At 69.7% G+C, this 26,640-nt stretch carries 27 protein-coding genes; 12 read left to right on the top strand and 15 right to left on the bottom strand.

All coding sequences use genetic code 11. From position 1 onward, the window contains the following. Positions 1-43: 43 nt before the first annotated feature. From OG579_RS13070 to OG579_RS13055, 4 genes are all read right to left on the bottom strand, one after another. Positions 44-1,123 carry a ferredoxin--NADP reductase gene (locus OG579_RS13070; protein WP_328856273.1) on the bottom strand — a complete coding sequence of 360 codons (1,080 nt, stop codon included), beginning with the start codon at positions 1,121-1,123 and terminating at the stop codon, positions 44-46. Continuing rightward, positions 1,120-1,953, bottom strand: coding sequence for an SDR family NAD(P)-dependent oxidoreductase (locus OG579_RS13065; RefSeq protein WP_328856272.1), 834 nt, complete (start codon positions 1,951-1,953; stop codon positions 1,120-1,122). The genes OG579_RS13070 and OG579_RS13065 overlap by 4 nt, the downstream gene beginning before the upstream one ends. A gap of 108 nt (positions 1,954-2,061) precedes the next feature. Further along, entirely contained in the window at positions 2,062-3,048 is a 987-nt protein-coding gene (locus OG579_RS13060) for an AurF N-oxygenase family protein (protein ID WP_328856271.1), read from the bottom strand. A 112-nt stretch (positions 3,049-3,160) separates the two neighbouring features. Beyond that, on the bottom strand, positions 3,161-4,168 hold the full coding sequence (locus OG579_RS13055; protein ID WP_328856270.1) for a diiron oxygenase: 1,008 nt from the start codon (positions 4,166-4,168) through the stop codon (positions 3,161-3,163). A 134-nt stretch (positions 4,169-4,302) separates the two neighbouring features. Here OG579_RS13055 and OG579_RS13050 point away from each other — a divergent pair, with 134 nt between their 5' ends. Beyond that, positions 4,303-4,668, top strand: a complete 366-nt coding sequence (locus tag OG579_RS13050) for a DUF4873 domain-containing protein (RefSeq protein ID WP_328856269.1) — start codon at positions 4,303-4,305, stop codon at positions 4,666-4,668. 81 nt (positions 4,669-4,749) lie between these two features. After that, positions 4,750-6,516 (top strand): DUF7800 domain-containing protein, encoded by a 1,767-nt coding sequence (locus OG579_RS13045; RefSeq protein WP_328856268.1) that lies wholly within the window; start codon positions 4,750-4,752, stop codon positions 6,514-6,516. Here OG579_RS13045 and OG579_RS13040 read toward each other — a convergent pair. After that, positions 6,502-7,464, bottom strand: a complete 963-nt coding sequence (locus OG579_RS13040; RefSeq protein ID WP_328856267.1) for an AurF N-oxygenase family protein — start codon at positions 7,462-7,464, stop codon at positions 6,502-6,504. The genes OG579_RS13045 and OG579_RS13040 overlap by 15 nt on opposite strands. Before the next feature lie 241 nt (positions 7,465-7,705). On the opposite strand from OG579_RS13040, the gene OG579_RS13035 reads away from it, so the two are divergent. The 3 genes from OG579_RS13035 to OG579_RS13025 are packed head-to-tail and all read left to right on the top strand — an operon-like array spanning position 7,706 to position 9,919. Further along, on the top strand, positions 7,706-7,894 hold the full coding sequence (locus OG579_RS13035) for a hypothetical protein (protein ID WP_045821024.1): 189 nt from the start codon (positions 7,706-7,708) through the stop codon (positions 7,892-7,894). Continuing rightward, complete coding sequence (locus OG579_RS13030; protein WP_328856266.1) at positions 7,894-9,285, top strand: NADP-dependent succinic semialdehyde dehydrogenase; 1,392 nt, start codon at positions 7,894-7,896, stop codon at positions 9,283-9,285. Before OG579_RS13035 ends, OG579_RS13030 begins: the two co-directional genes overlap by 1 nt. 10 nt (positions 9,286-9,295) lie before the next feature. Further along, complete coding sequence (locus tag OG579_RS13025; protein ID WP_408068675.1) at positions 9,296-9,919, top strand: lipocalin family protein; 624 nt, start codon at positions 9,296-9,298, stop codon at positions 9,917-9,919. 711 nt (positions 9,920-10,630) lie between these two features. On the opposite strand, the gene OG579_RS13020 is transcribed toward OG579_RS13025, so the two are convergent. Further along, positions 10,631-10,786 (bottom strand): hypothetical protein, encoded by a 156-nt coding sequence (locus tag OG579_RS13020; protein WP_203225391.1) that lies wholly within the window; start codon positions 10,784-10,786, stop codon positions 10,631-10,633. Continuing rightward, positions 10,783-12,060: a cytochrome P450 gene (locus tag OG579_RS13015; RefSeq protein WP_045821022.1), complete on the bottom strand. Its 1,278-nt coding sequence runs from the start codon at positions 12,058-12,060 to the stop codon at positions 10,783-10,785. The genes OG579_RS13020 and OG579_RS13015 overlap by 4 nt, the downstream gene beginning before the upstream one ends. A 259-nt stretch (positions 12,061-12,319) precedes the next feature. Between OG579_RS13015 and OG579_RS13010 the strand changes: the two genes are divergently transcribed. Next, positions 12,320-12,901 (top strand): TetR/AcrR family transcriptional regulator, encoded by a 582-nt coding sequence (locus OG579_RS13010; RefSeq protein WP_328856265.1) that lies wholly within the window; start codon positions 12,320-12,322, stop codon positions 12,899-12,901. Here the strand turns inward: OG579_RS13010 and OG579_RS13005 are convergent, their stop codons facing one another. The 7 genes from OG579_RS13005 to OG579_RS12975 form a co-directional block, all read right to left on the bottom strand. Continuing rightward, positions 12,902-13,693, bottom strand: a complete 792-nt coding sequence (locus OG579_RS13005; RefSeq protein WP_328856264.1) for a crotonase/enoyl-CoA hydratase family protein — start codon at positions 13,691-13,693, stop codon at positions 12,902-12,904. It lies immediately after the preceding gene. Positions 13,694-13,743: 50 nt separating this feature from the next. After that, positions 13,744-14,727, bottom strand: a complete 984-nt coding sequence (gene egtD, locus OG579_RS13000; protein WP_328856263.1) for an L-histidine N(alpha)-methyltransferase — start codon at positions 14,725-14,727, stop codon at positions 13,744-13,746. A 56-nt stretch (positions 14,728-14,783) separates the two neighbouring features. Further along, positions 14,784-15,560, bottom strand: a complete 777-nt coding sequence (gene egtC / locus OG579_RS12995; RefSeq protein WP_328856262.1) for an ergothioneine biosynthesis protein EgtC — start codon at positions 15,558-15,560, stop codon at positions 14,784-14,786. Between the two features lie 3 nt (positions 15,561-15,563). Further along, positions 15,564-16,910, bottom strand: a complete 1,347-nt coding sequence (egtB, locus tag OG579_RS12990) for an ergothioneine biosynthesis protein EgtB (RefSeq protein WP_328856261.1) — start codon at positions 16,908-16,910, stop codon at positions 15,564-15,566. Next, entirely contained in the window at positions 16,907-18,172 is a 1,266-nt protein-coding gene (gene egtA / locus OG579_RS12985) for an ergothioneine biosynthesis glutamate--cysteine ligase EgtA (RefSeq protein ID WP_328856260.1), read from the bottom strand. Before egtA ends, egtB begins: the two co-directional genes overlap by 4 nt. A 148-nt stretch (positions 18,173-18,320) precedes the next feature. Further along, entirely contained in the window at positions 18,321-19,985 is a 1,665-nt protein-coding gene (locus tag OG579_RS12980) for a sensor histidine kinase (protein ID WP_328856259.1), read from the bottom strand. Further along, positions 19,982-20,695: a response regulator transcription factor gene (locus OG579_RS12975; protein WP_328856258.1), complete on the bottom strand. Its 714-nt coding sequence runs from the start codon at positions 20,693-20,695 to the stop codon at positions 19,982-19,984. The genes OG579_RS12980 and OG579_RS12975 overlap by 4 nt, the downstream gene beginning before the upstream one ends. 148 nt (positions 20,696-20,843) lie before the next feature. Here OG579_RS12975 and OG579_RS12970 point away from each other — a divergent pair, with 148 nt between their 5' ends. The 6 genes from OG579_RS12970 to OG579_RS12945 all read left to right on the top strand — a co-directional run bounded on the left by OG579_RS12970 (position 20,844) and on the right by OG579_RS12945 (position 25,280). Further along, complete coding sequence (locus OG579_RS12970) at positions 20,844-21,581, top strand: hypothetical protein (protein ID WP_328856257.1); 738 nt, start codon at positions 20,844-20,846, stop codon at positions 21,579-21,581. A 200-nt stretch (positions 21,582-21,781) separates the two neighbouring features. After that, positions 21,782-22,402 carry an HNH endonuclease family protein gene (locus OG579_RS12965; protein WP_328856256.1) on the top strand — a complete coding sequence of 207 codons (621 nt, stop codon included), beginning with the start codon at positions 21,782-21,784 and terminating at the stop codon, positions 22,400-22,402. 2 nt (positions 22,403-22,404) lie between these two features. Next, positions 22,405-22,668: a hypothetical protein gene (locus OG579_RS12960; RefSeq protein ID WP_328856255.1), complete on the top strand. Its 264-nt coding sequence runs from the start codon at positions 22,405-22,407 to the stop codon at positions 22,666-22,668. A gap of 99 nt (positions 22,669-22,767) precedes the next feature. Continuing rightward, complete coding sequence (locus tag OG579_RS12955; RefSeq protein ID WP_328856254.1) at positions 22,768-22,935, top strand: hypothetical protein; 168 nt, start codon at positions 22,768-22,770, stop codon at positions 22,933-22,935. A gap of 28 nt (positions 22,936-22,963) precedes the next feature. Beyond that, positions 22,964-23,755: a putative protein N(5)-glutamine methyltransferase gene (locus OG579_RS12950; RefSeq protein ID WP_328859237.1), complete on the top strand. Its 792-nt coding sequence runs from the start codon at positions 22,964-22,966 to the stop codon at positions 23,753-23,755. Between the two features lie 61 nt (positions 23,756-23,816). Next, on the top strand, positions 23,817-25,280 hold the full coding sequence (locus OG579_RS12945; protein WP_328856253.1) for an SDR family oxidoreductase: 1,464 nt from the start codon (positions 23,817-23,819) through the stop codon (positions 25,278-25,280). 19 nt (positions 25,281-25,299) lie between these two features. Here the strand turns inward: OG579_RS12945 and OG579_RS12940 are convergent, their stop codons facing one another. Then, positions 25,300-26,568: an APC family permease gene (locus OG579_RS12940; RefSeq protein ID WP_328856252.1), complete on the bottom strand. Its 1,269-nt coding sequence runs from the start codon at positions 26,566-26,568 to the stop codon at positions 25,300-25,302. Positions 26,569-26,640: the final 72 nt, after the last annotated feature.

Genomic DNA, 26,640 nt, shown 5'->3' with positions numbered 1-26,640 from the left:
AAACAGGGTCCACGCTACGCCAGTGTGCGGCGATCCGGGTGACTCAGGTGTCGAAGGTGACCGTGACCTCGTCGGACACCGGCACCGCCTGGCAGGCCAGGGTCAGTCCCATCGCGAGGTCGGAGTCGACGAGCGTGTCGTTCTTGCGCATGTGCACCTCGCCGCTGACCACACGACAGGCGCACGAGCTGCACTCCCCCTCGCGGCACGAGAACGGGGCGTCGTGTCCGGCCGCGAGCAGCACGTCGAGCAGTGTCGCCGACCGCGGCCAGGCGAGGTCGATCGACGTCCCGGCCAGCGTCACCGCGACCGACGCGTCGTCGTCGCCGCTGGAGACCGACACCTCGATGTCGCTGAACGGATCTCCCGACAGGGAGATGTACCGCTCGGTGTGGGTGAGCGCAGCCGGGATACCGATCTGCTCGGCGGTCTCCTCGACCACCGCCATGAACGGCGGCGGCCCGCAGATGAACAGCTCTCGATCGGCCTCGTCGCGCATGAGGTCGGCCATGGCCGCGGCGTCGGGCAGACCGCGCTCGCTCTCGAACCAGTGCGTCACGGCGAAGCGGTCGGGGAACTCGGCGACCATCTCGTCGATCTCGGCGGAGAAGATCGCGGAGTCGGCGTCGCGGTTGGCGTAGATGAGGTGCACCGACGACAGGCCGCCGATGAGGGTCGACTTCGCGATCGACATCAGCGGCGTGATGCCGCTGCCCGCGCCGACGAGCAGGAGGTCGTTGGCGTAGGAGCGCGGGTAGAACGACCCCGACGGGCTGAGCACCGTGATGCGTTCACCGACGGTGACGTTGTCGCACAACCATCCCGAGGCGACACCGCCGTTCACGCGCTTGACCGTGACGATCAGGTCGTCGTCGAGATGAGGTGAGCTCGACATCGAATAGCACCGCGCGACTGCGGTTCCCGAGCCGTCGGCGCCGGGAATCTTCAGGGTGAGGAACTGCCCCGGGTGGTACCGGAACCGGCTGAGGATGCGGTCGGGGACCTCGAAGACGATGGAGACCGAATCCGGCGTCTCGCGGATGACGTCGACGACCTCGAGTTCGTGGGCGCGGCTCTCGAGCCGGCTCGCCGCCGCCTGCTGCGGCGTGTCGGACGTGCTCACTGGCCGATGCGCTGGCCTGCGGCCATCGGTCGGGCCATCACGTCCTGGTAGCGGCCGCCGAGCAGTCGCGGGAGGGCGTCGAACAGACGGGCGTCGGGCCCGATGAGCACCTTCGGCTTGTTCTTCTCGATGCCCTTGATGATCTTCTTCGCCGCGGTCTCGGGGCGGGTGAAGGCGATCTTCTGGAAGTTGTCGTCCTTGACCTTCAGATCCTGGGCGAACTCGCCGCTCTGTCGGCCGTTGCGGACGATGCCGGTCTTGATGCCGCCCGGGTGCACACACGTCACGCCCACGTTGTGACCGGCGCTGATCATCTCCTGCCGCAGCGAACCGGTGAACCCGCGGACGGCGAACTTCGCTGCGTTGTAGGCACTCTGGGCCGGGATCGACATGAGACCGAACACCGACGACACGTTCACCACGTGACCGTCACCGGAGGCGATGAGGTCGGGCAGGAAGGCCTTCGTGCCGTGCGCGACACCCCAGAAGTCGATGCCCATGATCCAGTCGAAGTCGTCCCACGTCATGTCGACGATGGAGGCGCTGAGCGATACCCCTGCGTTGTTGATGATGACGTTCGCGCCACCGAAGCGGCTGCGGACGTCCTCGGCGTGGGCGTACACCGCGTCGCGGTCGGCCACGTCGACGGTGAACGGGGCGGCCTCGGCGCCGGCCTTCCCGCACAACGCCACCGTCTCCGACACCGCGTCGAGGTTGACGTCGGACAGGGCCAGGCGCGCACCCTTGCCCGCGAGTTGGACGGCGAGACTGCGGCCGATCCCCGATCCCGCTCCGGTCACGACGACCGTCTTGCCCGCAAGTGTCTTCAACGCAGTGTCATGCTTTCTCGTAGACCAGCTCTCGTACCACTCCGCCGGACGGCAGAGCCAGATGCCCGTCCGGGGCGACCCGGACGGATGTGTCGGCGAACGGGCCGATCAACGACGGCGGCGGCCGCCTTCGAGCTCGGCGAGCACATCGTCGGGCAGCGACCGCGACATCTTGTAGATCTTCGTGGTCAGTCGCCCCTTGATGAGACCGGCCTCGTAGAAGAACGTCAGCATGGGTCCGCACATGAACGTGGCGTTCTCGCGGTAGCGCGGCGACCGCTGCGCGGCCTTCCAGCCGGCGAGCTGACCGATGCCGACCGACCGGTAGGCCTGCGAGTCGACGAGGGTCGGCATTACGAACAGGGTCAGCAATGCGATGAGGACGCGGTTGACCGCGAGCGCGATCGGGCCGCACTTCTCGGTGGCCTGGATCAGCTCGTTGCGGGCGAAGGTGATGTGCCGCGCCTCCTCGAGGACGTGGATCTTCATCAGCTGGCGCACGTGCGGCTGGATGGTCTCGTCGGCCATCGACTCACGCTGCACACGGTCGAGCACCTCCTCGACGAGCAGGGTGCCGGCGTAGACGAGCGGGCCGTGGGGGATGAAGCCGATGAGCCGCAGCGGCATCGACAGCAGCTTCGGGCGGCGGTACGGCTCCATCTCGGTCTTGTTGATCAGGCGACCGAACATGGTCGAGTGCCGGGTCTCCTCGGCGATCTCGGTGAGCGAGTACAGGGTGTGCTCGTCGGCGAGGTTGTCGTTGGTGAACACCCCGCGAAGCAGGTTGGTGCACAGGCCGACCTCGGCGTTGATGCCGTAGGTGAGGATCGCGACGGCCTCGGCGCGGCTCAGCGTCAGCTTCTGCGCGTCGTCGAGCCCCTCGTAGAGCTCGGTGCCGAAGAGCGTGCCGCGCTTCTCGGTCGACCAGGCCTTCTCGGGGTCGATGTCGGCGTCCCAGTCGATGTCGAGCTCACCGTCGTAGGCGCGATCCGCGGTCGACCGCAGCAGACGCTCGGCGATGGCCATGCGCTCGTCGATCTCCGACGGCGTGGGCCCTGCGGGCCTGGTGGCGGGCGCGTGGTTGTCGACAGTCACGATGAGTTCCTCTCACACAGGGTTTGACGAGCTCGAACACCGCACGCAGGGCGTGGGCATGACAGTTGTTGAGTAAACGGTACTGGGCTGACAGAGGGTGTCAAGACGTCCATCAGCGATCCACCGACCCCGGTAGGACGGTCTCCGGGCGCCGCGACGCGGCGGGGACGATCCGCACGAGCCGACGGCTCAGAGCGTCACCGAACAGGCCGTGCGCTTTCGCCAGGTCCAGGTATTCGGCGAAGAACAGGTCCAGGCGTGCACCGCGTCGGTTGCTGCGACGCGCGGCCCACTGGCTGCGACGCACCATGAGGCCGGTCTCGCGGTAGGCCTCGGGTGCGATGAGCGTGCGGGCCACCATACGGAGCACGAGACCCGAGACCACCGAGTAGAAGAAGGTGCGCAGCGGTCCCTTGCGGTCCATCGACGCCTCGAAGTCCAGGCGGGCGAAGTCGCTCAGACGACGGGTCGACCGTTCGTGCAGGGCAGCGACCTGGCGCACGTGCGGTTGCACCGACCGGTCGGCGGCGAGGGTGGTGACCAGCGCACGGGTACACGACTCGGCCATGAGGTAGATCGACGCGGTCATCGCACCCGCCGGGATCAGCAGCGTGTAGCGCTCGAGGAGCCAGGCCAGCCGGGGGTGCGGGTGCGGGGGCAGTCCCGTCACCGTGATGAGTCGTCCGAACATCGCGGTGTTCGTGGTCCGGATGTTGATGGTGGCGAAACCCCAGCGCGCGGTGTCGTCGGCGAGGGTCTGGTCCTCGCCGATGCGGCGGAATTCGAGCATCGACTGCGAGGTGTTCGCGAACACGCAGAGGGTGAGGAGGTTCACCAGTTCGCGGCGGGCGAGCTCGGCCCGCTTCGGGGCGGGCATGCGCTCCCACAGCCGCGTGCCCGACACAGACACGAGGTGCTCGGGCAGCCAGGCGGCCGTCTTCGACGGGGTGGCCGACCAGTCGATGTCGAGGTCGGCGTCGAAGCGCTCGTCGACGGTGGCGATGAGGAACCGCTGCGCCGCACGTTCCCGGTCGGCGATGGAGCGACGACGGGGCCGGCGATCGGTATCGGGGGCCGCGTCGGTCGCGCCGACCCGGTCGATTCCGATGTTCGAAGTCATCACATTCCCCATTCGCGGATCTGTTGCACGATATGACCCCGAATCCTACGTAATGCGGGCCTCATATGTAATTCAAGGCACATGCGGGCGGACGTGGGAGACACATCACCGCACTCTGGAGAGGGGACAGCGCCATGACCGAGGATCTGGGACGTGCCACGCCACGCTCGCCGCACGACGACTCCGACTATCGCGGCGACGCGGCCATCGTGATCAAGGGGGTCGAGATCCCCGTGACGGTCGAGATGAAGGGGTACCGCGAACCGATCGACGGCATCTACCGCTGGATCGGTCGGGTGGGCAAGAACGAGCGCCTCACCGCCGCCGTCGGCGACGCCAAGCGGATCCGCGTCATCGTGAAGACGCCGCACAGCGCGCAGGAGGCCTACCTGGGCGATCCCGATTTCTGGGACCGCTTCCGGATCAACGGCAAGAGCACCCCGCCGTTCGCGGTCGCCACCGACATCGACGCCGACGATCCGGACGCCGCGACCGCCTGACCCCCTCCGCACGACACCCCTCGGTGGGCCGATGTGGGCGAGGCGTGTGCGCAATGCCCGATTCGATGGAAACGTGGGGTGATGACGCTCGCGCACACCGATCCCAGCCGCCACGACCGCACCGACCGTGGTGCCCCCGCACTGGTGCTGGGACCCCTCCTCCGGTTCGTCGACAAGTCGCGCGCGACCATCTGGGTCGAGACCGACCGGGCCACCGCGGTGCGCATCGACACCTCCGTCGGCGTCTCCGCGCAGACCGACACCTGGGGCGTCGGTGGACACCACTACGCGATCGTCGTGCTGGAGGGCCTGCCTGCGGACACACAGGTCGACTACTCGGTCGTCCTCGGCGACGACACCGGTTCCGACGCGGTGTGGCCGCCCGACGGGGAGCAGTGCCGACTGCGCACCGCGGCCGTCGGGGCCGACGTCACGATCGCGTTCGGCTCCTGCCGTCGCGGTGACACCTACGACGAGGAGTCACTCGGACGGATCGGCGCGGACGCGCTCGTCGGTCTCGCGCACCGGGTGAACACCGAAGCGCCGCAACGCCGCCCCGATCTGTTGATGCTGCTCGGCGACCAGGTGTACGCCGACGACCCGTCACCGGAGATCCTCGCGCGCCTGCACCGGCATCGCGCGCAGACCGGCGGGCAGGGTGGTGCGGTCCCGGGTCGGGGCGCGCTGGACGACGAGGTGGCCGACGAGATCTGCGATCTCGAGGAGTACACCTGGCTCTACGCCGAGTCGTGGGGGACGCCGGAGGTGCGCGCACTGATGGCGGCGGTTCCCAGCTGCATGATCCTCGACGACCACGACCTGCGCGACGACTGGAACTCGTCGATGGACTGGCGGCGCACCGTCACCGCCGCGCCCTGGTGGCCGCGTCGGGTCGTCGGAGCCTTCACCTCGTACTGGATCTACCAGCACCTGGGCAACCTCTCGCCGGAGTCACTCGCCGCCGACCCCGTCTACGCGGCGGTGCGCGGGGCGGCCACCGACACCGAACGTGAGCAGATCCTCGCCGACTTCGCGCTGCGCGCCGACGCCGAACCCGACTCCGCCCGATGGAGTTTCGTTCGTGATCTGGGAACCACACGCCTGATCGTGATCGACTCGCGGTGCTCCCGCGATCTCGATCCGGAGCGTCGCACGATGCTCGACGACACCGAGTGGCAGTGGCTGCGGACGGTCGCCACCGAGACCGACGCGCGCCACATCGTGTTCGGCACGTCGCTGCCCTATCTGATGCTGCCTGCGCTGCATCACCTCGAGCAGTGGAACGAGGCCGTCGCCCAGGGTGCCTGGGGTCCGCGGGCGGCGAAGCTCGGCGAGAAACTGCGCCTGGAACTCGATCTCGAACACTGGGCGGCGTTCGACAACTCCTTCGACGCGATGGCCGACCTCGTCGGCGACCTCACCTCACGCGCCACACCACCGGCCTCGGTGGTGTGGCTCTCGGGCGACGTGCACTGCTCCTACGTCGCCGAGGCGGAGTTGGTCGGCCGCGCCACACCCGACACCACGCTGTGCCAGCTGACGATGTCGCCGTTCCGGAACCCGTTGGAGCGTCCCGTGCGCGCGGTCAACCGGATCGCGGTGAAGGCACCGATGGTGAAGCTCATGCGGGCACTCGCCAAGCGCGCCGGGGCGGGTCCGTCACCGATGTCGTGGAAGGCCACGGCCGGTCCCTGGTTCGACAACGGCGTGATGTCGCTGACGGTCAGCGGCGAGCGGATCAGCGTCCGCGTCGAGCACGCCTTCGTCGACGACGATGGCGCACAACGGTTGTCGCAGACCCATGTCGCCGATCTCACCGCCGGCCCGCCGAGCTCAGCGGCGCAGTGACGCCAACAGACCCTCGGGAAGTGACCGCGACGCCCGGTAGAGCAGCGTGGTGACGCGGCCGCGGATGAGACCGGCCTCGCCGAAGAACCGCAGCATCGGTCCACAGGCGAACGTCGCGTTCTCGCGGTAGTGCGGCGAGCGCTGCGCCACCAGCCAGCCGCGGGTCGGTGAGATGCCGACCGAGATGTAGGCGCGGGGATCTATCAGCGTCGGCATCACGATCAACACCAGCAGCCCGATCAGCACCCGGTTGACCGCGAGCGAGATCGGCCCGCAGTTCTCGATCGCCCGCACCAGTTCGGTACGGGCATAGGTGATGTGACGCGCCTCCTCGAGGATGTGGATGCGCATCATCTGCCGGACGTGGGGCTGCACGTTCTCGTCGCGGGTGGCCTCGCGCTGCACCGCGTCGAGCATCTCCTCGACGATGAGGGTGATCGCGAAGATGAGCGGCCCGTGGGGCACGAAACCCATCAGGCGCAGCGCCCAGTTCAGCGGTGCGGGCGCGGGCCAGGCCGGCATCTCCGCCTTGTTGATCAGGCGCCCGAACATCGTCGAGTGCCGCGTCTCCTCGGCGACCTCGGTCAACGAGTAGAGCATCTGCGGTTCGGTGAAGTCCTCGACGTGAAAGACCCTGCGCAGCAGGTTGTTGCACAGTCCCATCTCGGCGACGATGCCGTAGCTCAGGACCGCGACCGCCTCGGCACGCCCCAGCGTCAGCTGCTGTTCGGGGGTCAGCGCGTCCCACATCTTCGTGCCGAACAGCGTGCCGCGGCGCTCGGTGAGCCACGCCTTGGTGGGGTCGAGGGGAGCGTCCCAGTCGATGTCGAGTTCTCCGTCGAGGGCGTTGTCGGCGGTCGAGCGCAGCAACCGTTCCGCGGTGGTGCGCGGGTCACCCGGACCCGCCGACCCGACTCGGTGACGAGCGGTGTCGAAGTCGACGCTCACGGTCGATCCCCTCCCCGACGCCGGCCCACGACGCCTCTCAACATCAGTTGAGCGCCAACCCTGCGCCGCTGTCGTTCGCGTGTCAAGGGTCACAACGCCGCTCTGGACGAACTCCGACGAACCGGTGCCGACGGTGGACTTCAGCACGTCACCGGCGGTCCGTAGGGTGGATCGAGTACGTCACGCATCACCATCACCGACTCGAGATCACGGTTCGGCGTCCGATCCACAGGAGGCACCCATGGCCAGCTATCGAGTGATCAACCCCACCGGCGACGTCGTCGCGACCAAGGACATCGACAGCGCCGACGACGCGTATTCGTGGTTCAAGGAGAGCCAGGAGGACAACACCGAACTCGGGTGGCGCCTCGAGGTCGACCACGACGGCGAATGGGCCTTCGTCGACGACTCCGAGGGCACCTCGAACTGATGGCGATCGCATCGACCAACCCGGCAACCGGGGAGACGATCCGGGAGTTCGACGCGCTGTCGGACTCCGAGGTCGAGGAGAAGCTCGCCACCGCCGCGCGGGTCGCACGGGAGTACCGCCACACCGGTTTCGACGAGCGGGCCGCGGGACTGCGTCGGGCCGCCGACATCCTCGACGCCGACACCGACACGTTGGCCGCCACCATGACCGCGGAGATGGGCAAGACCATCGCCGCGGCCAAGGCCGAGATCGGCAAGTGCGCCAAGGGGCTGCGGTACTACGCCGACGCCGCGCCGGCGATGTTGGCCGACGACATCGCCGACGCGGACGCCGTCAACGCCTCGCGGGCGCTGCACCGTTTCCAACCGCTGGGCGTGATCCTCGCGGTCATGCCGTGGAACTTCCCTCTGTGGCAGGTGATCCGCTTCGCCGGTCCCGGCCTCATGGCCGGCAACGTCGGGCTGCTCAAGCACGCGTCGAACGTGCCGCAGACGGCGCTGTACCTCGAGGAGCTGTTCCGGCGGGCGGGCCTGCCCGAGGGCGTGTTCCAGACACTGCTCATCTCGTCGGGGCAGATCGAGGACATCCTCAAGGACCCCCGGGTCGCCGCGGCGACACTCACCGGCAGCGAGGGAGCAGGCCGCGCGGTCGGTGAGACCGCGGGCGCCCAGCTGAAGAAGGTCGTGCTCGAACTCGGCGGATCCGATCCGTTCGTGGTGTTGCCGTCGGCCGATCTGCCCGCCGCGGCGAAGACCGCGACCACCGCGCGCTGCCAGAACAACGGACAGTCGTGCATCGCGGCCAAGCGGTTCATCGTCCACACCGACGTCTACGACGAGTTCGCCGAACTCTTCGTCGCCGAGATGGCCGCACAGAAGGTCGGCGACCCGACCGCCGACGACACCGACATCGGACCCCTCGCCACCGAGCAGGGCCGTACCGACGTCACCGATCTCGTCGACGACGCCGTCGCGAAGGGCGCGAAGGTGCTCACCGGCGGCACCGTGCCCGACGGTCCGGGCTGGTTCTACCCGCCGACGGTCATCTCCGAGATCACCACGGAGATGGACATATACGGCGAAGAGGTCTTCGGGCCGGTGGCATCGCTGTACCGCGCCACCGACATCGACGACGCCCTGCGGATCGCCAACGACACCGACTTCGGTCTGGGGTCGAACGTGTGGACCACCGACGACGCCGAGATCGAGCGCTGCATCGACGAACTCGAGGCCGGCCAGGTGTTCGTCAACGGCATGACCACGTCGTACCCGGAGATCTCGTTCGGGGGCATCAAGAACAGTGGTCACGGGCGCGAGCTGGCCACGTTCGGTATCCGCGAGTTCTGTAACGTCAAGACCGTCTGGGTGGGCCCCACGGGGAAGAACGAGTGAAGGAGAGAGCGTGAGCACGGTGCAGGTCAACAGGGGGCGTCGGCGCCCGATCGTGATGTCGATGATCGTCGCGGTGATGGCCGCGCTCGGTCTCGTCGCCGGCACGGCGAGTGCCAGTGCGGCACCGCTCGGCCCGATCGCGAAGCTCGACGTCGATCGCTATCTCGGTGTGTGGAATCAGGTCGCGGCGATCCCGCAGCCGTTCAACATCGACTGCCTGCGCAACACCCAGGCCCGCTACACCCTGATCGACCCGAACAACATCAAGGTCGAGAACACCTGCACCAAGTTCACCGGTCAGCGCAGCGGCATCACCGGCAACGCCCGCGTCAACGACCAGAGGACGAAGGCGCAGCTGCACGTCAGCTTCCCGGGGGTGCCGTTCCAGAGCTCGAAGTCGGGCCCGACGAACTACATCGTCACCTACATCGCGCCCGACTTCTCCTGGGCCCTGGTCGGTAGCCCCGAACGTCTCTCGGGCTTCGTGCTCAAGCGCGACAAGCAGGTGTCGAGTGCACAGTGGCGGCAGATCAAGAACGTGATCGTCTCGCGCGGTTACAACCTGAACCTGTTCATCACCACGCCCATCGACGGTGCGTACCCGAACGTGACGCCCCTCGCGCTCGTTCGCTGACACCCGTTCCACCACAGAGCCCCGCCGGGTCCGCCCGGCGGGGCTCTGTGCGTCGTGGGTGGCCGAGATCGTCCCCGTGACGACCCTCCGACGGCGATATGCCCTCGGCACCCGCTCAGGGGGACGATCTCAGCAGCGCGCCTTGACGCCGCTGCGGACACGTAGTTGGCTGCTCCTCGGTGACCTTGCGCCCGACAGCTTCGCCTGATCGGTCCCCCAGTGCGCAGGGATGACACATGAACACTCCATCCTTCGGAGCGCCCCGACGCGGGTGAACCGCCATCGGCCACGCAGGCCTCGTACCGACGTCGGCGCCCTCGCGCTGCTGGCGCTATGGCGCGACCATGTCGAGAGCACCGAGCACCGAATCCGTCGCGGCAGCGATTCGCCCGTTGCGGCACAGCGTCGTTGGGCAGGGGAGACCGGGTGCCCCGCGTGCGACGGCGAGCTGCTCGGCGACTCGCGCGCTCGCCTACAAGGGCTCATCGCGAACGGCGGCCGTCGCGCCCACCGACTCGCCGTGGAGGTGGACCGACTGGACGAGCGATACCGCGCGGTCACCACGGAGATCCCCTCGTACCGATCGAGACCATGGTGGAACCGGCGGATGCCGTGGCGTTGACGTCACCGAGCGCAGAAAACTGCCCCCAGGGCGTGTCTCGAGGGGAATGGTCCCTCGGACACCCGGCTGGGGCAGTTTTCAGCAGCGAGTCAGAAGTAGTGCGACCGGCCGGCGACCACGCGACCGTGGCTGCCCGAGAAGGCCAGTGCGACACCGATGACCGCCAGCACGATGCCGACGATCCACATCCACTGGATCGGGATGATCAGACCGATGACGATCAGGATGAGTCCCAGGATCGTCATGAGGTCCCGTAGTCGACCGAGAGGCGCTTCACGCCGTTGAGCCACCCCGACCGCAGTCGTTCGGGCTCGGCCAGCTTGGTGATGTCGGGCATGTGGTCGGCGATGGCGTTGAAGATCAGGTTGATCTCCATGCGCGCCAGGTTCGCACCGATGCAGTAGTGCGTGCCGTGGCCACCGAAACCGACGTGCGGGTTGGGATCTCGCAGGATGTCGAACGTGAACGGATCGGTGAACACGTCCTCGTCGTAGTTGGCCGAGCCGTAGAACATGCCGACGCGGTCGCCCTTCTTGATCTGCACACCGTCGAGCACGAGGTCCTCACGCGCCGTGCGCTGGAACGAGTTGACCGGGGTGGCCCACCGGACGATCTCGTCGGCCGCGGTCGTGGGGCGCTCGCGCTTGTAGAGCTCCCACTGATCGGGGTGGTCGAGGAACGCGTTCATGCCGTGGGTGATCGCGTTGCGGGTGGTCTCGTTGCCGGCCACCGACAGCAGGATGAAGAAGTATCCGAACTCGATCTCCGACAACGCTTCTCCGTCGAAGTCCGCGTTGACCAGCTCGGTGACGATGTCCTCGGCCGGACAGGTCTTGCGCGCCTCGGCCATCTGGTAGGCGTATCCGAGCACCTCCGCCGACGCGGTGGTCGGATCGACGGTGAACTCGGGGTCGTCGGCGTTCATCATCGAGTTCGACCACTCGAAGAGCTTGTGCCGATCCTCCTGCGGGACGCCGAGCAGATCGGCGATGGCCTGCAACGGCAGCTCGACGGCGACCTGGTGCACGAAGTCGCCCCGACCGTTCGCGGCGGCGTCCTTCACGATGGTCTCGGCCGCGGCGGCCAGCTTCTCCTCCAGGCCGTGCACGGCGCGGGGGGTGAACAGCCGCGACACCAGCTTGCGCAGGCGGGTGTGCTCGGGCGGGTCGTGGTTGATGAGCAGCGCCTTGGTGATCTCGAGGGCCTCGGGCGGCATCGTGTCCTCGAACCGCATGATGACGCCGTTGTCGTTGGTCGACCACAGGGCGTCGTTCTTCGAGATGTCACGCACGTGCTCGTGCTTGCTGACCACCCAGTACCCGCCGTCGGTGAAGCCACCGCCCTTGCCCGGCTTCTGGGCGTTCCACCACACCGGCGCGGTCTTGCGCAGCTGGGCGAACTCGTGGATCGGGAGGCCCTTCTCGAGCAGATCGGGGTCGGTGAAGTCGAACCCGTCATGCATGAACGGGCAGGCGGCGGGATCGGTCGCGGCGCCGGCAATACGATCGAGGGAGGTCATTCGTCTCCTGGTGGTACGGCCCGCCGTCGATCTCTCTGTCCGAGATCGCGGCGGCGGTGGGAGCGGCCCGTCGGAGGGACGGGCCTGCGTAGTATCGATGCCAGTGGTACCGATACCGATGGATACGATACCACTGGATCAGGAAGGTGTGTGCGTGGTCACGTCGAATACTTCGACCGCTCTCGGATCGGCCGGTGAACCGGCTCGTCGGGGCGGCGCGCCCGCGGCACCGACACCGCGTGGCGGCCGGCCGAGGGACATGACGATCGACGCCCGCGTGCTGCCGGTGGTCCGCGATCTGCTCGTCGAGGTCGGCTGGAACGACCTGAGTGTGCGCGCGGTCGCGGCGAAGTCGGGCGTGGCCCGGGCGACCATCAACCGCCGCTGGGAGACGAAGGCGGAACTGGTGCTGCACGCGGTCCTCAACGACCGGCTCGTGATGGAGGACATCGGCACCGACCAGCCCGGCGGCTGGATCGACGACCTCATCCGACAGAGCAATCAGATCTTCGGTCATCCCGATCTGCGCTCGGCCCTGCCCGGTCTCCTCAGTACGTTCCAGCAGGACCCGGGTCTCCGGAACCAGCTGTGGAGCGGACTGGCCGGTCCGGCCGCCGAGCGGTATGCCGTCCAGGGCTCACCGGCGCGGCGCGATCAGGCCGAGACCGACGCCCTGGCCATGATCATCATCGCCGCGGGGACCGCCATGTTCGCCAGCGTGCTCGCGACCGACATCACCACCGACCCGATCCGCGAACGCATCGACGAACTGCTGCACATGATCGGTCGCGAGGTCGCCGGCGGGGACGGGGACGCGCAGGACGGGGAGCAGAAGGCCTGATCAGGCCCCGGTGAACCTCGCCGCGCGGCGCTCGACGAACGAGGTCATGCCCTCGGCGCCGTCGGCGGTGGTGAACAGTCCCGCGACGGTCGGCTGCAGCTTCTCGACGGTCGCGGCGGTGTCGGGAAGCGCCGACTGCGCCGAGGCCAGGGTGGCCCGGACGCCCAACGGGGCGGCCTTGTCGACGATCGACCGCGCGATGCGCACAGCGGCCTCACGGGCGGTGCCCTCCGGGGCGATCTCCTGGATGAGGCCGATCCGGAACGCCTCGTCGGCGCCGAACTCGTCGCCGGTGAGCATCCACCGCATCGCGTTGCCCCACCCCGCCTCGCGGGTGAAACGCAGTGTCGCGCCCCCGAACGGGTAGATGCCGCGCTGGACCTCGAGCTGCGTGAAGCGCGCGGTGGTGTCGGCGACACGGATGTCGGCCGCGAGCAGCAGTTCGATCCCCAGCGTCATCACCCAGCCCTGCGCCGCGGCGACGACGGGTGTGGTCCACGGCCCGTCGAGGCGCCACGGGTCGCGCGAGCCCTCGGGCACCAAAACCTCGCCGGCCAGCACGGCCGCACCGACGTCGGCGAGATCGAGCCCGGTCGTGAAGTCGGCGCCGTGGGCGAAGAGGACCCCACACCACACATCCGGGTCGTCCTCCACGATCGCGTAGGCGCGGGCCAGATCGGCCAGCAGATCCCGATTGAAGGAGTTGCGCTTCTCGGGTCGGTTGAGCCCGATCAGCAGGAGGTGGCCGTCGCGCTCGAGGGTGAGGGTCGCGAGAGAGGGATCCGTGGTCATGGCCCGAACCATACTATGGTTCTCACCATAAATGGTTCGGACCGACCGACTCAGTGCTTCTCGGCGAGCACCACGGCGAACCGATCGTCGGGGTCGCTCCAGATCTGCTCGACCCCGAAACCGGCGGCGGTGAGCTCCTCGGTGATCCCCGAGCGCCGGAACTTGGCGGAGATCTCGGTGCGCATCTGCTCGCCCTCGGCGAACTCGACCTCGAGATCGAGGTCGCGCACGTGGACGGTCATGGCCCGTCGCGCCCGCAACCGCATCTCGATCCACTCGTTGTCGGTGTCGAACAGCGCCACGTGGTCGAAGCCGTCGAGATCGAAGTCGCCACCGAGGCGGCGGTTGATGACGGCGAGCACGTTGCGGTTGAAGTCGGCGGTCACACCACGCGCGTCGTCGTAGGCGGGCACCACGATCGACGGGTCGACCACGAGGCCCACGCCGATGATGAGGTGCTCACCGGGACGCAGAGCGGCGGCGACACCGGCGAGGAAAGCCGCCCGGTCGGCGGGCACGAGATTGCCCAACGTCCCGCCCAGGAACGCGACGGTCCGGTTGGCGTGATCGGGGATGGACGCGGCGGTGTCGATGAAGTCGCTGACGATGCCGGCGACGCGCAGATCGGGGTACTCCACCGCCAGCTCGTCGACCGCACCCTGCAACGCGGTGACCGAGACATCCTGCGGCACATAGGTGGTCAACGTCCCGGCGCGGATCCCGGCGTCGAGGAGCAGGCGCGTCTTCTCCGACGACCCCGAGCCGAGCTCGACGAGCGTGGTCATGCCGGTCGCGGCGGCGATGTCGTCGGCGTGGGCGGCGAGGATCGCCTTCTCGGTACGGGTCGGGTAGTACTCATCGAGCGTGGTGATGACCTCGAACAGCTCACTGCCCCGCTGGTCGTAGAACCACTTGGGCGGCAGGTGTTTCGGCGATGCCGTGAGACCGGCACGCACATCGGTGACGAGGGCCTCGTCGACCTCGTCGGGGTTGATGTGGATCTCGAGTGCCTCGGTCGAGACGGGATGGGACACGGGTTGCCTCCTCAGGGGGCTCAGGGTGGAGCAGGTCGAAGGAATCGAACGGTTCTTCACAGGGGGTGCGTCGTCACCGATCCCGCGGTCGCGACGATCAGCGATCGGTCGGGCACGGGCTCCCAGGTGCGGTCCCCGTCGTGTGGGTCCGAATCGAGGGGTTCCGAGGCCACCCACACGTCGTCGTCGGTGACCGACGTCGACAGCGAGTGGTGGACGGCGGTGCCCCACAACGTGGTCCCGTCGCCGAGCAGGAGGTTCAGGCGCGAGCCCGGCCCGGACTCGTCGAGCACGGTCACGACGCGGCGCAGCACCTCGACGGGGTCGTGGTCGCGCAGGAGGTGACGGACGACCATCCACAACCCGGCGGAGTCGGTGGCCGCGGGCAGCCGCAGCAGGTCCTCGACGGGCACCTCGGCAGCGAGGCCGGCGAGGCTGTGCGGCCATCCGGCGACGACACCGTTGTGACTGAAGGCCCAGCGGCCGTCGACGAACGGGGCCGAGGCGGTCGCTACGACGGGCATCCCCACCGTGGCCGACCGGACCGCGGCGAGCACCGCGGTCGAGCGGGTGTGGGTCAGGACGTCGTCGACGGTGCGGTCGGTCCAGATCGGGGCGGCCGACCGATACGACGTCGCGGCAACGGGTTCCGACGGGTCGCCGACCGAACCGGACTCGGGCCACCAGGCGGCACCGAACCCGTCGGCGTTGGCGACGGCGCCGCAGCGCATGTCGTTCGGCGCCCAGGACTGGACGATCAGCGAGTGTCCCCCGTGGTGGAGGACGTCACCCACGGCCGCGGCGGGCCCCAGGTAACCAAGGTGTCGACACATGTGTCAGTCGACGTCTCGCGCGAGTCGGAAGCCCGAGAAGATCTGCCGCCGGATGGGGTGGTCCCAGTTGCGGAACGTCGATCGCACCGCGACCGGATCGGTGCCGAACGACCCGCCGCGCAACATCTTGTAGTCCCCGCCGAAGAACACCTCGGAGTACTCGGGGTAGGGGAACATCGCGAACTCCGGGTAGGCGGTGAAGCCGCTGGAGGTCCACTCCCACACGTCGCCCACCATCTGCTCCACCCCCAGCGCCGAGGCGCCCGCGGGGTACGCACCGATGTCGGCGGGCTCGAGGTGTCGCTGCGCGAGGTTGGCGTGATCGGCCGTGGGATCGGCGTCGCCCCACGGGTATCGGGGGCCGGCGACCGATCCCCCGGTGGCCGGGTCGAAACGTGCGGCCTTCTCCCATTCGGCCTCGGTCGGCAGGCGCATCCCGGCCCAGCGCGCGAACGCCTCGGCCTCGAAACAGCAGACGTGCACGACGGGTTGGTTCTCGCGGATCGGTGCCCGCACGCCGAAAGCAGTGCGCCACCATGACCCGTCGGCGTCGCGGTCCCAGAACTGCGGGGCCACGAGGCCCGCCTCGGCGCGATGCGCCCACCCGCGATCCGACCACAGCTCGCGCCGGGTGTACCCGCCGTCGTCGATGAACTCCGCGTAGCGCCCGTTGGTCACGGGGTATCGGTCGATCGCAAAGGTCGGGACCATGACCGTGTGCGCGGGCTTCTCGTTGTCGAGGGCCCACGGGTCGGTGTCGGTGCCCATCACGAACGGTCCGCCGGGGACGATGACCTGATCGGCGACCACCCGGCCGGCGCGCGGTGGGGCGGGTGCGGTGAGAACCGGCTCGCCGGAACGCAACTGGTGGGTGGCGAGCATCGTCTCGTCGTGCTGCTGCTCGTGCTGGGCGATCATCGCGAACACGAATCCCCGGTCGACGAGCGGGTCGCCGGTCAGGGGTGTCGTGTCGAGGACGCTCATCGCGTGGTCGCGGACCGCGGCGGCGTAGGCACGCGCCTGGGTGGGGTCGAGGATCGGCAGCCCCGGACGCGACGAGCGCGAATGACGGAAGGCGTCGTAGAGGTCGTCGAGGTCGGGGCGCAGCGGCTCGCGGCGACCGACCTCGCGGATCAACCAGAGTTCCTCCTGGTTGCCGATGTGGGCGAGGTCCCACACGAGGGGACTCATGAGAGGCGAGTGCTGCGCCCGCAGATCGGCGTCGGTGACCGCGTCGGTGAGAACGGCGGTACGCCTGCGCGCCCGACCCAGCACCTCGGCGAGGCGTGCACGGGTCGCCGCGGGGGTCTCGCCGTACGGGGTGTCCACAGCGGGATGGAAAGCAGTCATGCCGGAATCGCCTCCTGGGCGGGGGTGTGGCCGCGGGCGCAGCGCGCTGCGGCGGCGGCGAGGTCGTCGTGGTCGGTTCCTGCGGGCGTGGCCTCGGCGGCCAGCGACAGCAGATGGCTTGCCGCCGAACGGAGCTCGGCGTCGCGCAGACCGCACTGCGCGGCGCGGAGCCAGGCATCGGCGGTGGATTCGGCGATGGCGGCGGCCGCGGCCCCGACCTCGTCGGTCGACAGCAGCGCGGTGACCGCGGCGATCGGTACCGACCACATGCCGGCGGGCTGACCGTCGAGGTAGCGCACCTCGAGGTATCCCTGCGGCCGGACCATGGGGAAGACGGTGCTGACGTGGTACGCGAGGTCGCCGGCGTCGGGGCGGCGGCCGACGGCGGCATCGAGGTGCCCGTCCATCCAGTCAGCGAACGTCGCACCCGCGGGCGGTGTCCACAGGGTGCCCGCCGCGGTGCGTACGCACAGCAGCGGGACCGCGAGCACCCAGTCGGTGTAGTCGTCGATGGTCTGCGCCGGCGGGGGGATCCGGGTGCGGTCGGTCTCGAGCCACGTCCGCATCCGCTGCGACGCCCACGGCGACCCGTCGACACCGTGCAGATCCGGGGAGTTCGCGAACGCCGACATGAGGGCCGGCCCGATGGTGTGCAGCAGCGTCCATCGGGTGACCGCGTGGTCGGCGTCGACTCCGGCGTCGAGCGCGACCTGGACCGCGGCGGTGTTGCACATCATCAGGGCGCCGAAGCGGCCGCTGCGGCCGAAGCTCTCCTCCATCGCGCGGTACCGCTCGGTGGTCAGCAAACGCTGCGGTGGGCGGAACCCGTCGGCCGCTCCGGCGACCACCGCGATGCCGCGGGCGGCGAGCAATGCCCGCAGCCGCGCCTCGTCGGCCGCGAGGGCACGACGTAGCGCGCCGGTGTCGGCGAGGGGAACGCTGGAGAGTTCGATCTGGCCGCCGGGCTCGACGGAGACGACACTTCCGGAGCCCAGGGGCAGTTCGGGGGAATCAGGTGCGATGGAGCGGGGGGCGTGCTGACCGAGCGCTGCGGCGAGGTCACGCAGCTCGGGTCGGGCGGCCTCGGCGGTGAGAGCCGGTCGTGCGTCGGAGACGGGACCGAGCGGGCTCTCCTCGGCGACGCGGGTGAACCATTCCAGTTCGGCGCCGACGAGTCGCGGTGGCCCAAGCTTGAAGCACACCCGGGTCAGGTGTGCGGCGGCAGCCGGGCGAGAGGTGATCTCGCCGGAGGTGGTTGTCATGTCCGAACTCTCGTGTCAGGGCGACCGGCCTTCGGACCGGCGCCACCTCTCGGATCGTCGCGATACTCGGCTGCTCGGTATCGGTGGCGCCGGATCCCGTGCTGTTCAGGGGCGGGGATCGGGCGACGAGGAGTGCTGCACACCGATGCTACGGATTTTCCGTCCGACGTACATCCCCCTCCGCAACGGACCGCGGAGCGTCCGTGGCGACGGGGAGCGTCACGACGAAGGTGGCGCCGCCGACACCGTGCCCGACCCCGCCTCCCGCCGAATCGGACGATTGCGACGACTCGCCCGTGGTCGGTTCCTGGCCCGCGATCGCATGGGTGACGTCGCCGCCGTGCGCGCGGGCCAGCGCCCGGGCGATCGGGAGGCCGAGTCCCGCGCCCGTCGAGTCGCGCGCGGAATCGAGTTGGACGAGCCGGTCGAAGATCCGCTCCCGTGCGTCCGGGGGCACCCCGGGACCGCTGTCGGTCACGGTTATCCGTGCCGTCGAGCCGTCGACCGACACGTCGACGGTGACCAGGGCACGCGCGGTGTCGGTGGCCGCGCGCACCGCGTTGTCCACGAGGTTCGACACCACCTGCCCGATCCGCCCCGCGTCGACACGGATCGGCACGGCCGCGGCACCGGTGCGGCGGATGGTCACCGGACCGCCGAGCAGACGCCACCGGTCGATGACGTCGGCGACCACCTCCACGAGGTCGGTGTCGGCGAGGTTGAGCTGCGGATCGCTGTCGATGCGCGCCATGTCGAGGAGGTCGGCGACGAGTCGCGACGCGTGCTGCGACTCCCGCACCAACAGCTCGGTCCACCGCGGGATGCGATCGGGGCGGTCGGTCCCGTCGCGGCGCAGGGACTCGGCCACCGCCGACAACCCGGCGATCGGGGTGCGCAGTTCGTGCGCCGCGTCGGCGAGGAACCGCTTGGTGTCGGCCTCGGCCCTCCGGGCGGTGTCGGCGGCGGCCCGCTGTGCGGTCTCGGCCGCCTCGAGGGCGTCGAGCATCTCGTCGACCGACCCCGCCGCGCGTCCGAGCTCGGTGTCGGGGGCACGGGGGCGGAGACGTCGACCGCGGTCGCCGGAGGTGATGCCGCGCGCGACGGCGACCATCGCATCGAGCGGCCGCAGCGCACGCCGGACGACGAGGAGCATCAGTGCAGCGGCCACCACGAGCGTCGCCGCGCCCGCGCCGAGCATCAACCACCGCAGTTGCGTCCGGACCTCGGCGATCGACGTGGTGTCGCCGAGGAGGGTGACGGTGGTGCCGCCCGGCAACCTCCGGGTCACCACCAGCGAGTCCGCAGGGGGTCGCGGCGGGCCTCGATCGGGGCCCACCCCCGGCGCCGGAGGACCGTCACTCGGGTCGACGGCATCCCGTCCGCCGGGGTCACCGCGACCACCAGGACCCGGTCGACCCGACGGCGGGGCCGGGACGTCACCGGCACCGGCGTCGGGGAACGGCCCGGGACCGCCGTAGACCTCACCGTCGGAGGTGGTGACGCGCACCCGGATCGCGTCGCCCTGCAACGCGTTCGCGAGTTGCTGCGGGGAGTAGCCCTCGGCCACCAGCGTGGTGGACCGGTCGGCGCGGTCGGTGAGACGGGCCGAGAGATCGCTGCGCAGTTGATGACCCAGCGCGATGTCGATCGCGACCCCGACGAGGGTGAGCAGCACGGCGAACAACAGCACCACGAGCACCAGCACCCGGCGACGCAACGAGGGTGTCGGGGTGGTCGGGATGCCGTCGGGGTCCACGGGGTGTCGCCGCCCACCGATGCGACGCAACCAGGCGCTCGGGGAGGTCGCGGTCACGAAACGACCCGGAGGACGTAACCGAGCCCTCGGACCGTGTGGATCATGCGCGGTCCGTGCGCCTCCATCTTGCGGCGCAACGCGCTGATGTGGACCTCCACCAGGTTCACGTCGTAGGCGTCGTATCCCCACACCGCCTGCAGGATCTGCGGTTTGGTGACCGTGCGCCCGCGTTGGGTGACGAGGAACTCGGCGAGCCGCAGTTCGGTCGCCGTCACATCGAGGACCGCGCCACCGCGGGTGATTGTGCCCGCGGTCGGGTCGACCAGCAGATCACCCACCGACACCGCGGCCTCGGTCCGGCCGCGTCGGCGGAGCACCGCGTCGGCCCGGGCGAGCAGCTCGTCGAGCAGGAACGGTTTGATCACGTAATCGTCGGCCCCGCTGCGCAACCCGTGGAGCCGGTCGTCGATGTGGTCGCGGGCGGTCACCATGATGATGCCCGCATCCGAACGCTCACGGACGATGTCGATGAGGTCGAATCCGTCGCGCCCGCCGGGCAGCATCACGTCGAGGATCACCAGATCGGGACGGCGCGCGGCGATGAGTTGTTCGAGGTCGCCGCCGTCGGCGACGCCGGTGGCGGCGTACCCCGCGTCGACGAAGGCCTCCACCACCGGTTCGCGGATCGCGTCGGAGTCCTCGACGACCACGACGCGTTGCGCGGTGCTGAAGTCGCCCTGGGTCACCGGCCCATTGTGGTCTGCCATGACACCACTGTGCTCACGACTGCCTGAAGTGACGCTGAAGACCCGCTGTGGGGTCGCTCGATTCAGGATGGCTTCAGCTGCGGCCGTCACCGTCGTTGATGTCGGGCTCACCGCTCGACTCCCACGAGACACGAGACGAGGACCAGCGATGGCTGACAAGACTCCAGACAAGCCCGGCGACGACACCCCGACCGGGCGCATCGACCGCCCCGCCACCCCGGCGGACCCCCACACGCCGACGGTCGCCTACAGCGCGAACAACCCGTCGACCAGCCCCCTCGAGGGGCAGCCCGCACCCGCTGCGGCAGCACCGGCCGCCCCCACCGGGTCGCGCTGGTCGCGCGTCCGCTCACAGGCCGGCGCCAAGCCCTGGCTGCCGCTCACCGCGGTCGGTGTCGGCGGGGCGCTCATCGGCGCCGTCGTGGTGTCGGCGATCTTCCTCGCCAACCCGGTGGAGCAGAACGTGAACAACGCATCGTCGTCGAGCGCGCTGCCCCGCTCCGGTGGCGACCAGCCGCAGGCACCCGATGCCTCCGGCGCACCGTCGGCACCGGGTGGGTCGGGAGCACCCGCGGCCCCCGGTGACGGCGCCGGCCCCGGCGGCAAGGGCGGACCCGCGGGTCCCGACGCCAAGGGCGGCCCGGCCGGACCGGATGCCAAGGGCGGCCCGGACGGCGCGAAGTGCGCCCCGGGTGGTCCCCCCGCCCCGGGCGGACCCGACGCGAAGGGCGGACCCGCCGGACCCGACGCCAAGGGTGGACCGGATGCGAAGGGCGGACCCGCGGGTCCCGACGCCAAGGGTGGACCCGACGGCAAGGCCCCGACCGACGGTGGGCAGCGTCCGCCGGCACCGAGCGGCGCGCCTGCACCTCCCGCCGGTTCCTGAACGACCGTCATCGACCACCGCGGGTGGCGCTCGTCGCACGAGCGTCACCCGCGGTCTCGTCGATCGACCGTAATGTTTAGTTAGCGTCACATCTGTGTCGTGGTCGCGTCGCGTCCACCCGGCACCCCTAGCGTCGCCCCTCGCGGGGGTTCGGGGGCGAGCCGAGAGACCAACAGATGTTTGCGCACAATCGAATTCGAATGCTGATCGTCACCGCTGCGATCGGCGCCGCCGCCGCGGGTGTCGTGACCGCACCCGGTGTCGCGGGCGCCACCCCGCCGGCGATCCCGTCGGCCGCGACCGCACGGTCGGAGCTGGCCGACCTGCAGGTCGCCACCGAGGGCTCGATGAGCGGGTACTCACGCGACCAGTTCCCGCACTGGATCGCCCAATCGGGCACGTGCGACACCCGCGAGACCGTGCTCAAGCGCGACGGCAGCGGCGTGACGACCGGCTCGGACTGCTCCCCGACCGCGGGCAGCTGGTACTCGCCGTACGACGGCGTCACCATCGCCGAGTCGTCCGGTGTCGACATCGACCACGTGGTCCCCCTCGCCGAGGCGTGGCGCTCCGGTGCGGCATCGTGGACCACCGCCCGCCGCCAACAGTTCGCGAACGACCTCACCAACTCTCAGCTCATCGCGGTGTCGGCGAGTTCGAACCGCTCGAAGGGCGATCAGGATCCCTCGACCTGGCTTCCGCCGGTGTCGGCGTATCGCTGCACCTACGCCCGCATGTGGGTCGGGTCGAAGCACGCCTGGGGCCTGAGCCTGCAATCGTCGGAGAAGTCCGCACTCACCACCCTGCTGAACGGCTGCTGACCATGACAGGTGACATCGCTCCGGGGGAACTGTCCACCATCGTGACCGCCGCACCGGGTGGCGTGATGACCGACGAGGTCGGCGTCATCACCGGCTCGGTCGAGATCGCCTGTCGCTGCGACGACGGCGACCGGGGCATCGCCCGTGTCCGGTACCAGGACGCCGGCGAGTGGTACACGATCACCGACGTCGCCCGCGCCCTCTCGGGCCCCGATGAGCTCCCCGACTTCCACCGCTCGGTCGTCGACCGCTTCGCCACCCCCTGACCCACCCGAGTGCGGGGTCGGCGGCGGGAGGCGACGTACGGTGGGGCTGGCCGTGACACGGTGAAGCAGCGCAGACGCCACTCGAGGAGGCCGGCGACCATGAGCGATTTCCCGCACGACAACGAGACCCCCATCGGCGAGACGAAAGAGATCGCCGAGGAGGAGAAGGCGTACGCCGCGTCGCAGGAGCCCACCGACGACGACTCCGACACGACGAGGCCCGACCACGCGCTGGGCGGTTCCGAGGGGACGACCGACGGAACCTGACCGCGACACCCCCCTCGATCACCCCGCACTGGTCGCTGCGCTGCAGCGGGCCGGATGCGTGTTCGCCGACGACGAGGCGCGCCTGCTCACCGACGCCGCGGACTCGCCCGGCGCACTGCGCACGCTCCTCGATCGCCGGATCGGCGGGGAACCACTGGAACACGTCGTCGGATGGGTCGCGTTCGACGGATTGCGAATCGGTGTGCGGCCCGGGGTGTTCGTGCCCCGGCGCCGCACCGAGCTGCTGGTCACCATCGCCTCGGCCCGGCTGACACCTGACTCGGTGTTCATCGAGATGTGTTGCGGCAGCGCCGCGGTCACGCGGGCGGTCACCGAGCGCACCGGTGTCCGATCGGCCACGGCGTGCGACATCGATCCCGTCGCGGTCGCCTGCGCGGCGGACAACGCCCCCGACGCCCACATCGTCTGCGGCGACCTCTTCGACCCCCTACCCGGCGACCTCACCGGCCGTGTCGACGTCATCGTCGCGAACGCCCCGTACGTGCCCGGGAACGCGATCGCCTTCATGCCGCGCGACGCCCGCGACCACGAACCCCGTCATGCGCTCGACGGCGGCGACGACGGTCTCGCGATCGCCCGCCGCATCGTCGCCGACGCACCACGGTGGCTCACCGACGGCGGCACCCTGGCGATCGAGACCTCGCGCACACAGGCCCCGCATCTCGAGGCCGCGTTCGCCCGGGCGGGACTTACCGCCACCACGGTCACCGACGACGCCGTCGACGGGTGCGCCGTGGTCGGTGTCCGTCGCGGCGTCGGTTCGCCTCTTCGGGCCGGTCGGCCCGACGTCCGTCCGTAGGCTGGACGCCGAAGGCCATCACGTCGCGCCACCGCGCGAAGGCCACGACAACGGAGTAATCATGAATCCTCGGACCTGCCTGGTCACCGGCGCCACCGGATACATCGGCGGCCGCCTCGCGCCCCGGCTCATCGCCGCGGGCCACACCGTGCGCGCCCTGGCGCGGACGCCGGAGAAGCTCGCCGACGCCCCGTGGGCCGGCGACGACGTGGTGGTCAAGGGCGATCTCTCCGACCGCGACTCCCTCGACCGGGCTTTCCAGGGTGTCGATGTGGTCTACCACCTGGTTCACTCCATGGGCCTGTCCGAGGACTTCATGGCCGAGGAGCGCGAGTCGGCCACCAACGTCGCCAAGGCCGCGCAGCACGCGGGCGTCTCGCGGATCGTCTACCTCAGCGGCCTGCACCCGACGGGCAAGGACCTGTCGCAGCACCTGACCTCGCGGGTGGAGGTCGGTGAGATCCTCATGGCCTCGGGCATCGAGACGATCGTGCTGCAGGCCGGTGTGGTGATCGGCACGGGTTCGGCGTCGTTCGAACTGATCCGTCACCTCACCGATCGCCTGCCGGTGATGACGACACCGCGCTGGGTGCACAACACGATCCAACCGATCTCGGTGCACGACGCGATGCATTACCTCGTCGAGGCCGCCACCGCCGATGTGCCGGAGAGCCGCACGTGGGACATCGGCGGCACCGAGGTGTTCGAGTACGGCGACATGATGCAGATCTACGCCGAGGCCGCCGGACTCCGGCGGCGCCGGATGATCGTGCTGCCGTATCTGACCCCGTCCATCGCGAGTCGCTGGGTGCGCCTGGTGACGCCGGTACCCGGCGGTCTGGCCCGTCCCCTCATCGAGTCGCTCGAGTGTGACGCGGTGATGCACGACCACGACATCGACACCGTGATCCCCCGACCCGAGGGCGGACTGCAGACCTACCGCGAGGCTCTCGACGCCGCGCTCGACCGGGTCCGTCGTGCCGACACCGACAACGACTGGTCGAACGCCGACGCCTCCGTGGCGGCCGCCGAACCCCTTCCGTCGGATCCCACGTGGGCCGGCGAGGACGTGTTCACCGACACCCGCTCGCTGTCGAGTTCGGCCACGCCCGAGGCGCTCTGGGATGTCGTCGAGGGTCTCGGCGGCGAGAACGGCTGGTACTCACTCGAATCCGCCTGGACCGCGCGCGCACTGATCGACTCGGTGGCCGGTGGACCGGGCGTCCGCCGCACCCGCCCCTCGGGCACACCGGAGGTCGGCGACGCCCTCGACTGGTGGCGCGTGGAGGCCATCGAGCCCGGTGCACTGTTACGACTGCGCGCCGAGACCAAGATGCCCGGCACCGCATGGCTCGAGTTGCGGGTGGTCCCCGACGGCTCCGGGTCGCGGCTGGAACAGAAGACCATCTTCTATGCACGCGGCCTGGCAGGCCTCGCACACTGGTACGGACAGCTGCCGTTCCACAAGGTGGTCTTCTCGCGCATGCTGCACAACATCGTCGCGAAGGCCGAGTCGCGCAGCTGATCTCAGACCTCGACCTTCCTCAGACCTCGGCGGCCGGGTCCCGACGCGCGAGGCGCAGCACCACCATGCGGTAACCGACACCGACGATCACCACACCCACCCCGACGGCGATCGACATGACCGGCAGCGTCGCCACCAACACCACGCAGCCGACGGCGCCGAGCGCCTGGAGTGCGCGCGGATAGCGTCGGTCGTGGCCGCCCTGGGTCCATGCCGCGGCGTTGGCGATCAGGTAGTAGAGCAACACCCCGAACGACGAGAACCCGATCGCGTCACGCAGATCGACGGTCAGCACGAGGACGACGACGACCGCGGCGAGCGACACCTCGGCCCGCAGCGGGACGTGGTGCCTCGGCGCGATTCTCGACAATGCCCGCGGGAGATCACCGTTGCGCGCCATCGCCAGTGCGGTGCGTCCGATCCCGGCGATGAGGGCCAGCAACGCGCCGAGCGCCGCCAGCGCGGCACCGACGCGGACCGGTGTCGCCCACCCACTTCCCCCACCCGCGGTCGCCAGATCGGCCAGCGGTGATCGGCTCGACGCGAGATCGTCGACACCGAGCACGGCCAACGCGGCGATCCCGACGGCGACGTATACAACGAGCGTGATCCCGAGCGCGGTCACGATCGCGCGGGGGATGGCCCGCCGCGGATCACGGACCTCCTCGCCGAGGGTCGCGATGCGGGCGTAGCCGGCGAACGCGAAGAACAGCAGCCCGGCCGACTGCGCGATGCCGTACCACCCGTGGCCGAGCAGATCACCGGTCAGATTCGACGCATCGGGGTCACCGCCGGCGACACCGACCACGACCACCGCGACGAGAACGGCCAGCACCACCGACACGATCACCATCGTCGCGGTGGCCGTGCGGGTCACACCGAAACAGTTCACGGTGGCCAGCGCGATCACGGCGGCCGCGGCGACCCAGGGCGCCGCCCCGGCCGGGACGGCATAGGTCGCGAACGTCAGGGCCATCGCCGCGCAGCTCGCGGTCTTGCCGATCACGAAGGTCCACCCGGCGAGGAACCCGGCCCAGTCGCCGAGTCGCTCGCGCCCGTAGAGGTAGGTGCCGCCCGACAGTGGGTACTGCGCGGCGAGTTGCGCCGACGACGTCGCGTTGCAGAACGCCACCACCGCCGCGATCGCCAGACCGATGAGCAGCCCCGATCCGGCGACCGAGGCGGCCGGGCCGAAGGCCGCGAAGATCCCGGCGCCGATCATCGACCCGAGGCCGATCACGATGGCGTCGCCGGTGCCCAGCCGCCGCGCCAGCCCCGCGACGGTCATCGGCGGTCCAGACGACTCCGCCCCGGTCACGTCGATCGCGATCGATGTGCCGGGGCGGAGGTGTGTCGGTGG

This window comes from Williamsia herbipolensis (assembly GCF_036153515.1).
In the GTDB taxonomy this organism is placed as follows: Bacteria; Actinomycetota; Actinomycetes; order Mycobacteriales; family Mycobacteriaceae; genus Williamsia_A; species Williamsia_A herbipolensis.
This window is presented reverse-complemented; position numbering and strand designations above follow the sequence as displayed.

What these genes read in the sequence shown, in the direction of transcription:
- OG579_RS13055 (WP_328856270.1), bottom strand. Translation starts at nt 4,168, where the DNA reads ATGACTTCGAACATCGGAATCGACCGGGTCGGCGCGACCGACGCGGCC.
- OG579_RS13050 (WP_328856269.1), top strand. Translation starts at nt 4,303, where the DNA reads ATGACCGAGGATCTGGGACGTGCCACGCCACGCTCGCCGCACGACGAC.
- OG579_RS13045 (WP_328856268.1), top strand. Translation starts at nt 4,750, where the DNA reads ATGACGCTCGCGCACACCGATCCCAGCCGCCACGACCGCACCGACCGT.
- OG579_RS13035 (WP_045821024.1), top strand. Translation starts at nt 7,706, where the DNA reads ATGGCCAGCTATCGAGTGATCAACCCCACCGGCGACGTCGTCGCGACC.
- OG579_RS13030 (WP_328856266.1), top strand. Translation starts at nt 7,894, where the DNA reads ATGGCGATCGCATCGACCAACCCGGCAACCGGGGAGACGATCCGGGAG.
- OG579_RS13020 (WP_203225391.1), bottom strand. Translation starts at nt 10,786, where the DNA reads ATGACGATCCTGGGACTCATCCTGATCGTCATCGGTCTGATCATCCCG.
- OG579_RS13015 (WP_045821022.1), bottom strand. Translation starts at nt 12,060, where the DNA reads ATGACCTCCCTCGATCGTATTGCCGGCGCCGCGACCGATCCCGCCGCC.
- OG579_RS13010 (WP_328856265.1), top strand. Translation starts at nt 12,320, where the DNA reads ATGACGATCGACGCCCGCGTGCTGCCGGTGGTCCGCGATCTGCTCGTC.
- OG579_RS13005 (WP_328856264.1), bottom strand. Translation starts at nt 13,693, where the DNA reads ATGACCACGGATCCCTCTCTCGCGACCCTCACCCTCGAGCGCGACGGC.
- egtC (WP_328856262.1), bottom strand. Translation starts at nt 15,560, where the DNA reads ATGTGTCGACACCTTGGTTACCTGGGGCCCGCCGCGGCCGTGGGTGAC.
- egtB (WP_328856261.1), bottom strand. Translation starts at nt 16,910, where the DNA reads ATGACTGCTTTCCATCCCGCTGTGGACACCCCGTACGGCGAGACCCCC.
- egtA (WP_328856260.1), bottom strand. Translation starts at nt 18,172, where the DNA reads ATGACAACCACCTCCGGCGAGATCACCTCTCGCCCGGCTGCCGCCGCA.
- OG579_RS12975 (WP_328856258.1), bottom strand. Translation starts at nt 20,695, where the DNA reads ATGGCAGACCACAATGGGCCGGTGACCCAGGGCGACTTCAGCACCGCG.
- OG579_RS12970 (WP_328856257.1), top strand. Translation starts at nt 20,844, where the DNA reads ATGGCTGACAAGACTCCAGACAAGCCCGGCGACGACACCCCGACCGGG.
- OG579_RS12965 (WP_328856256.1), top strand. Translation starts at nt 21,782, where the DNA reads ATGCTGATCGTCACCGCTGCGATCGGCGCCGCCGCCGCGGGTGTCGTG.
- OG579_RS12960 (WP_328856255.1), top strand. Translation starts at nt 22,405, where the DNA reads ATGACAGGTGACATCGCTCCGGGGGAACTGTCCACCATCGTGACCGCC.
- OG579_RS12955 (WP_328856254.1), top strand. Translation starts at nt 22,768, where the DNA reads ATGAGCGATTTCCCGCACGACAACGAGACCCCCATCGGCGAGACGAAA.
- OG579_RS12945 (WP_328856253.1), top strand. Translation starts at nt 23,817, where the DNA reads ATGAATCCTCGGACCTGCCTGGTCACCGGCGCCACCGGATACATCGGC.
- OG579_RS12940 (WP_328856252.1), bottom strand. Translation starts at nt 26,568, where the DNA reads ATGACCGTCGCGGGGCTGGCGCGGCGGCTGGGCACCGGCGACGCCATC.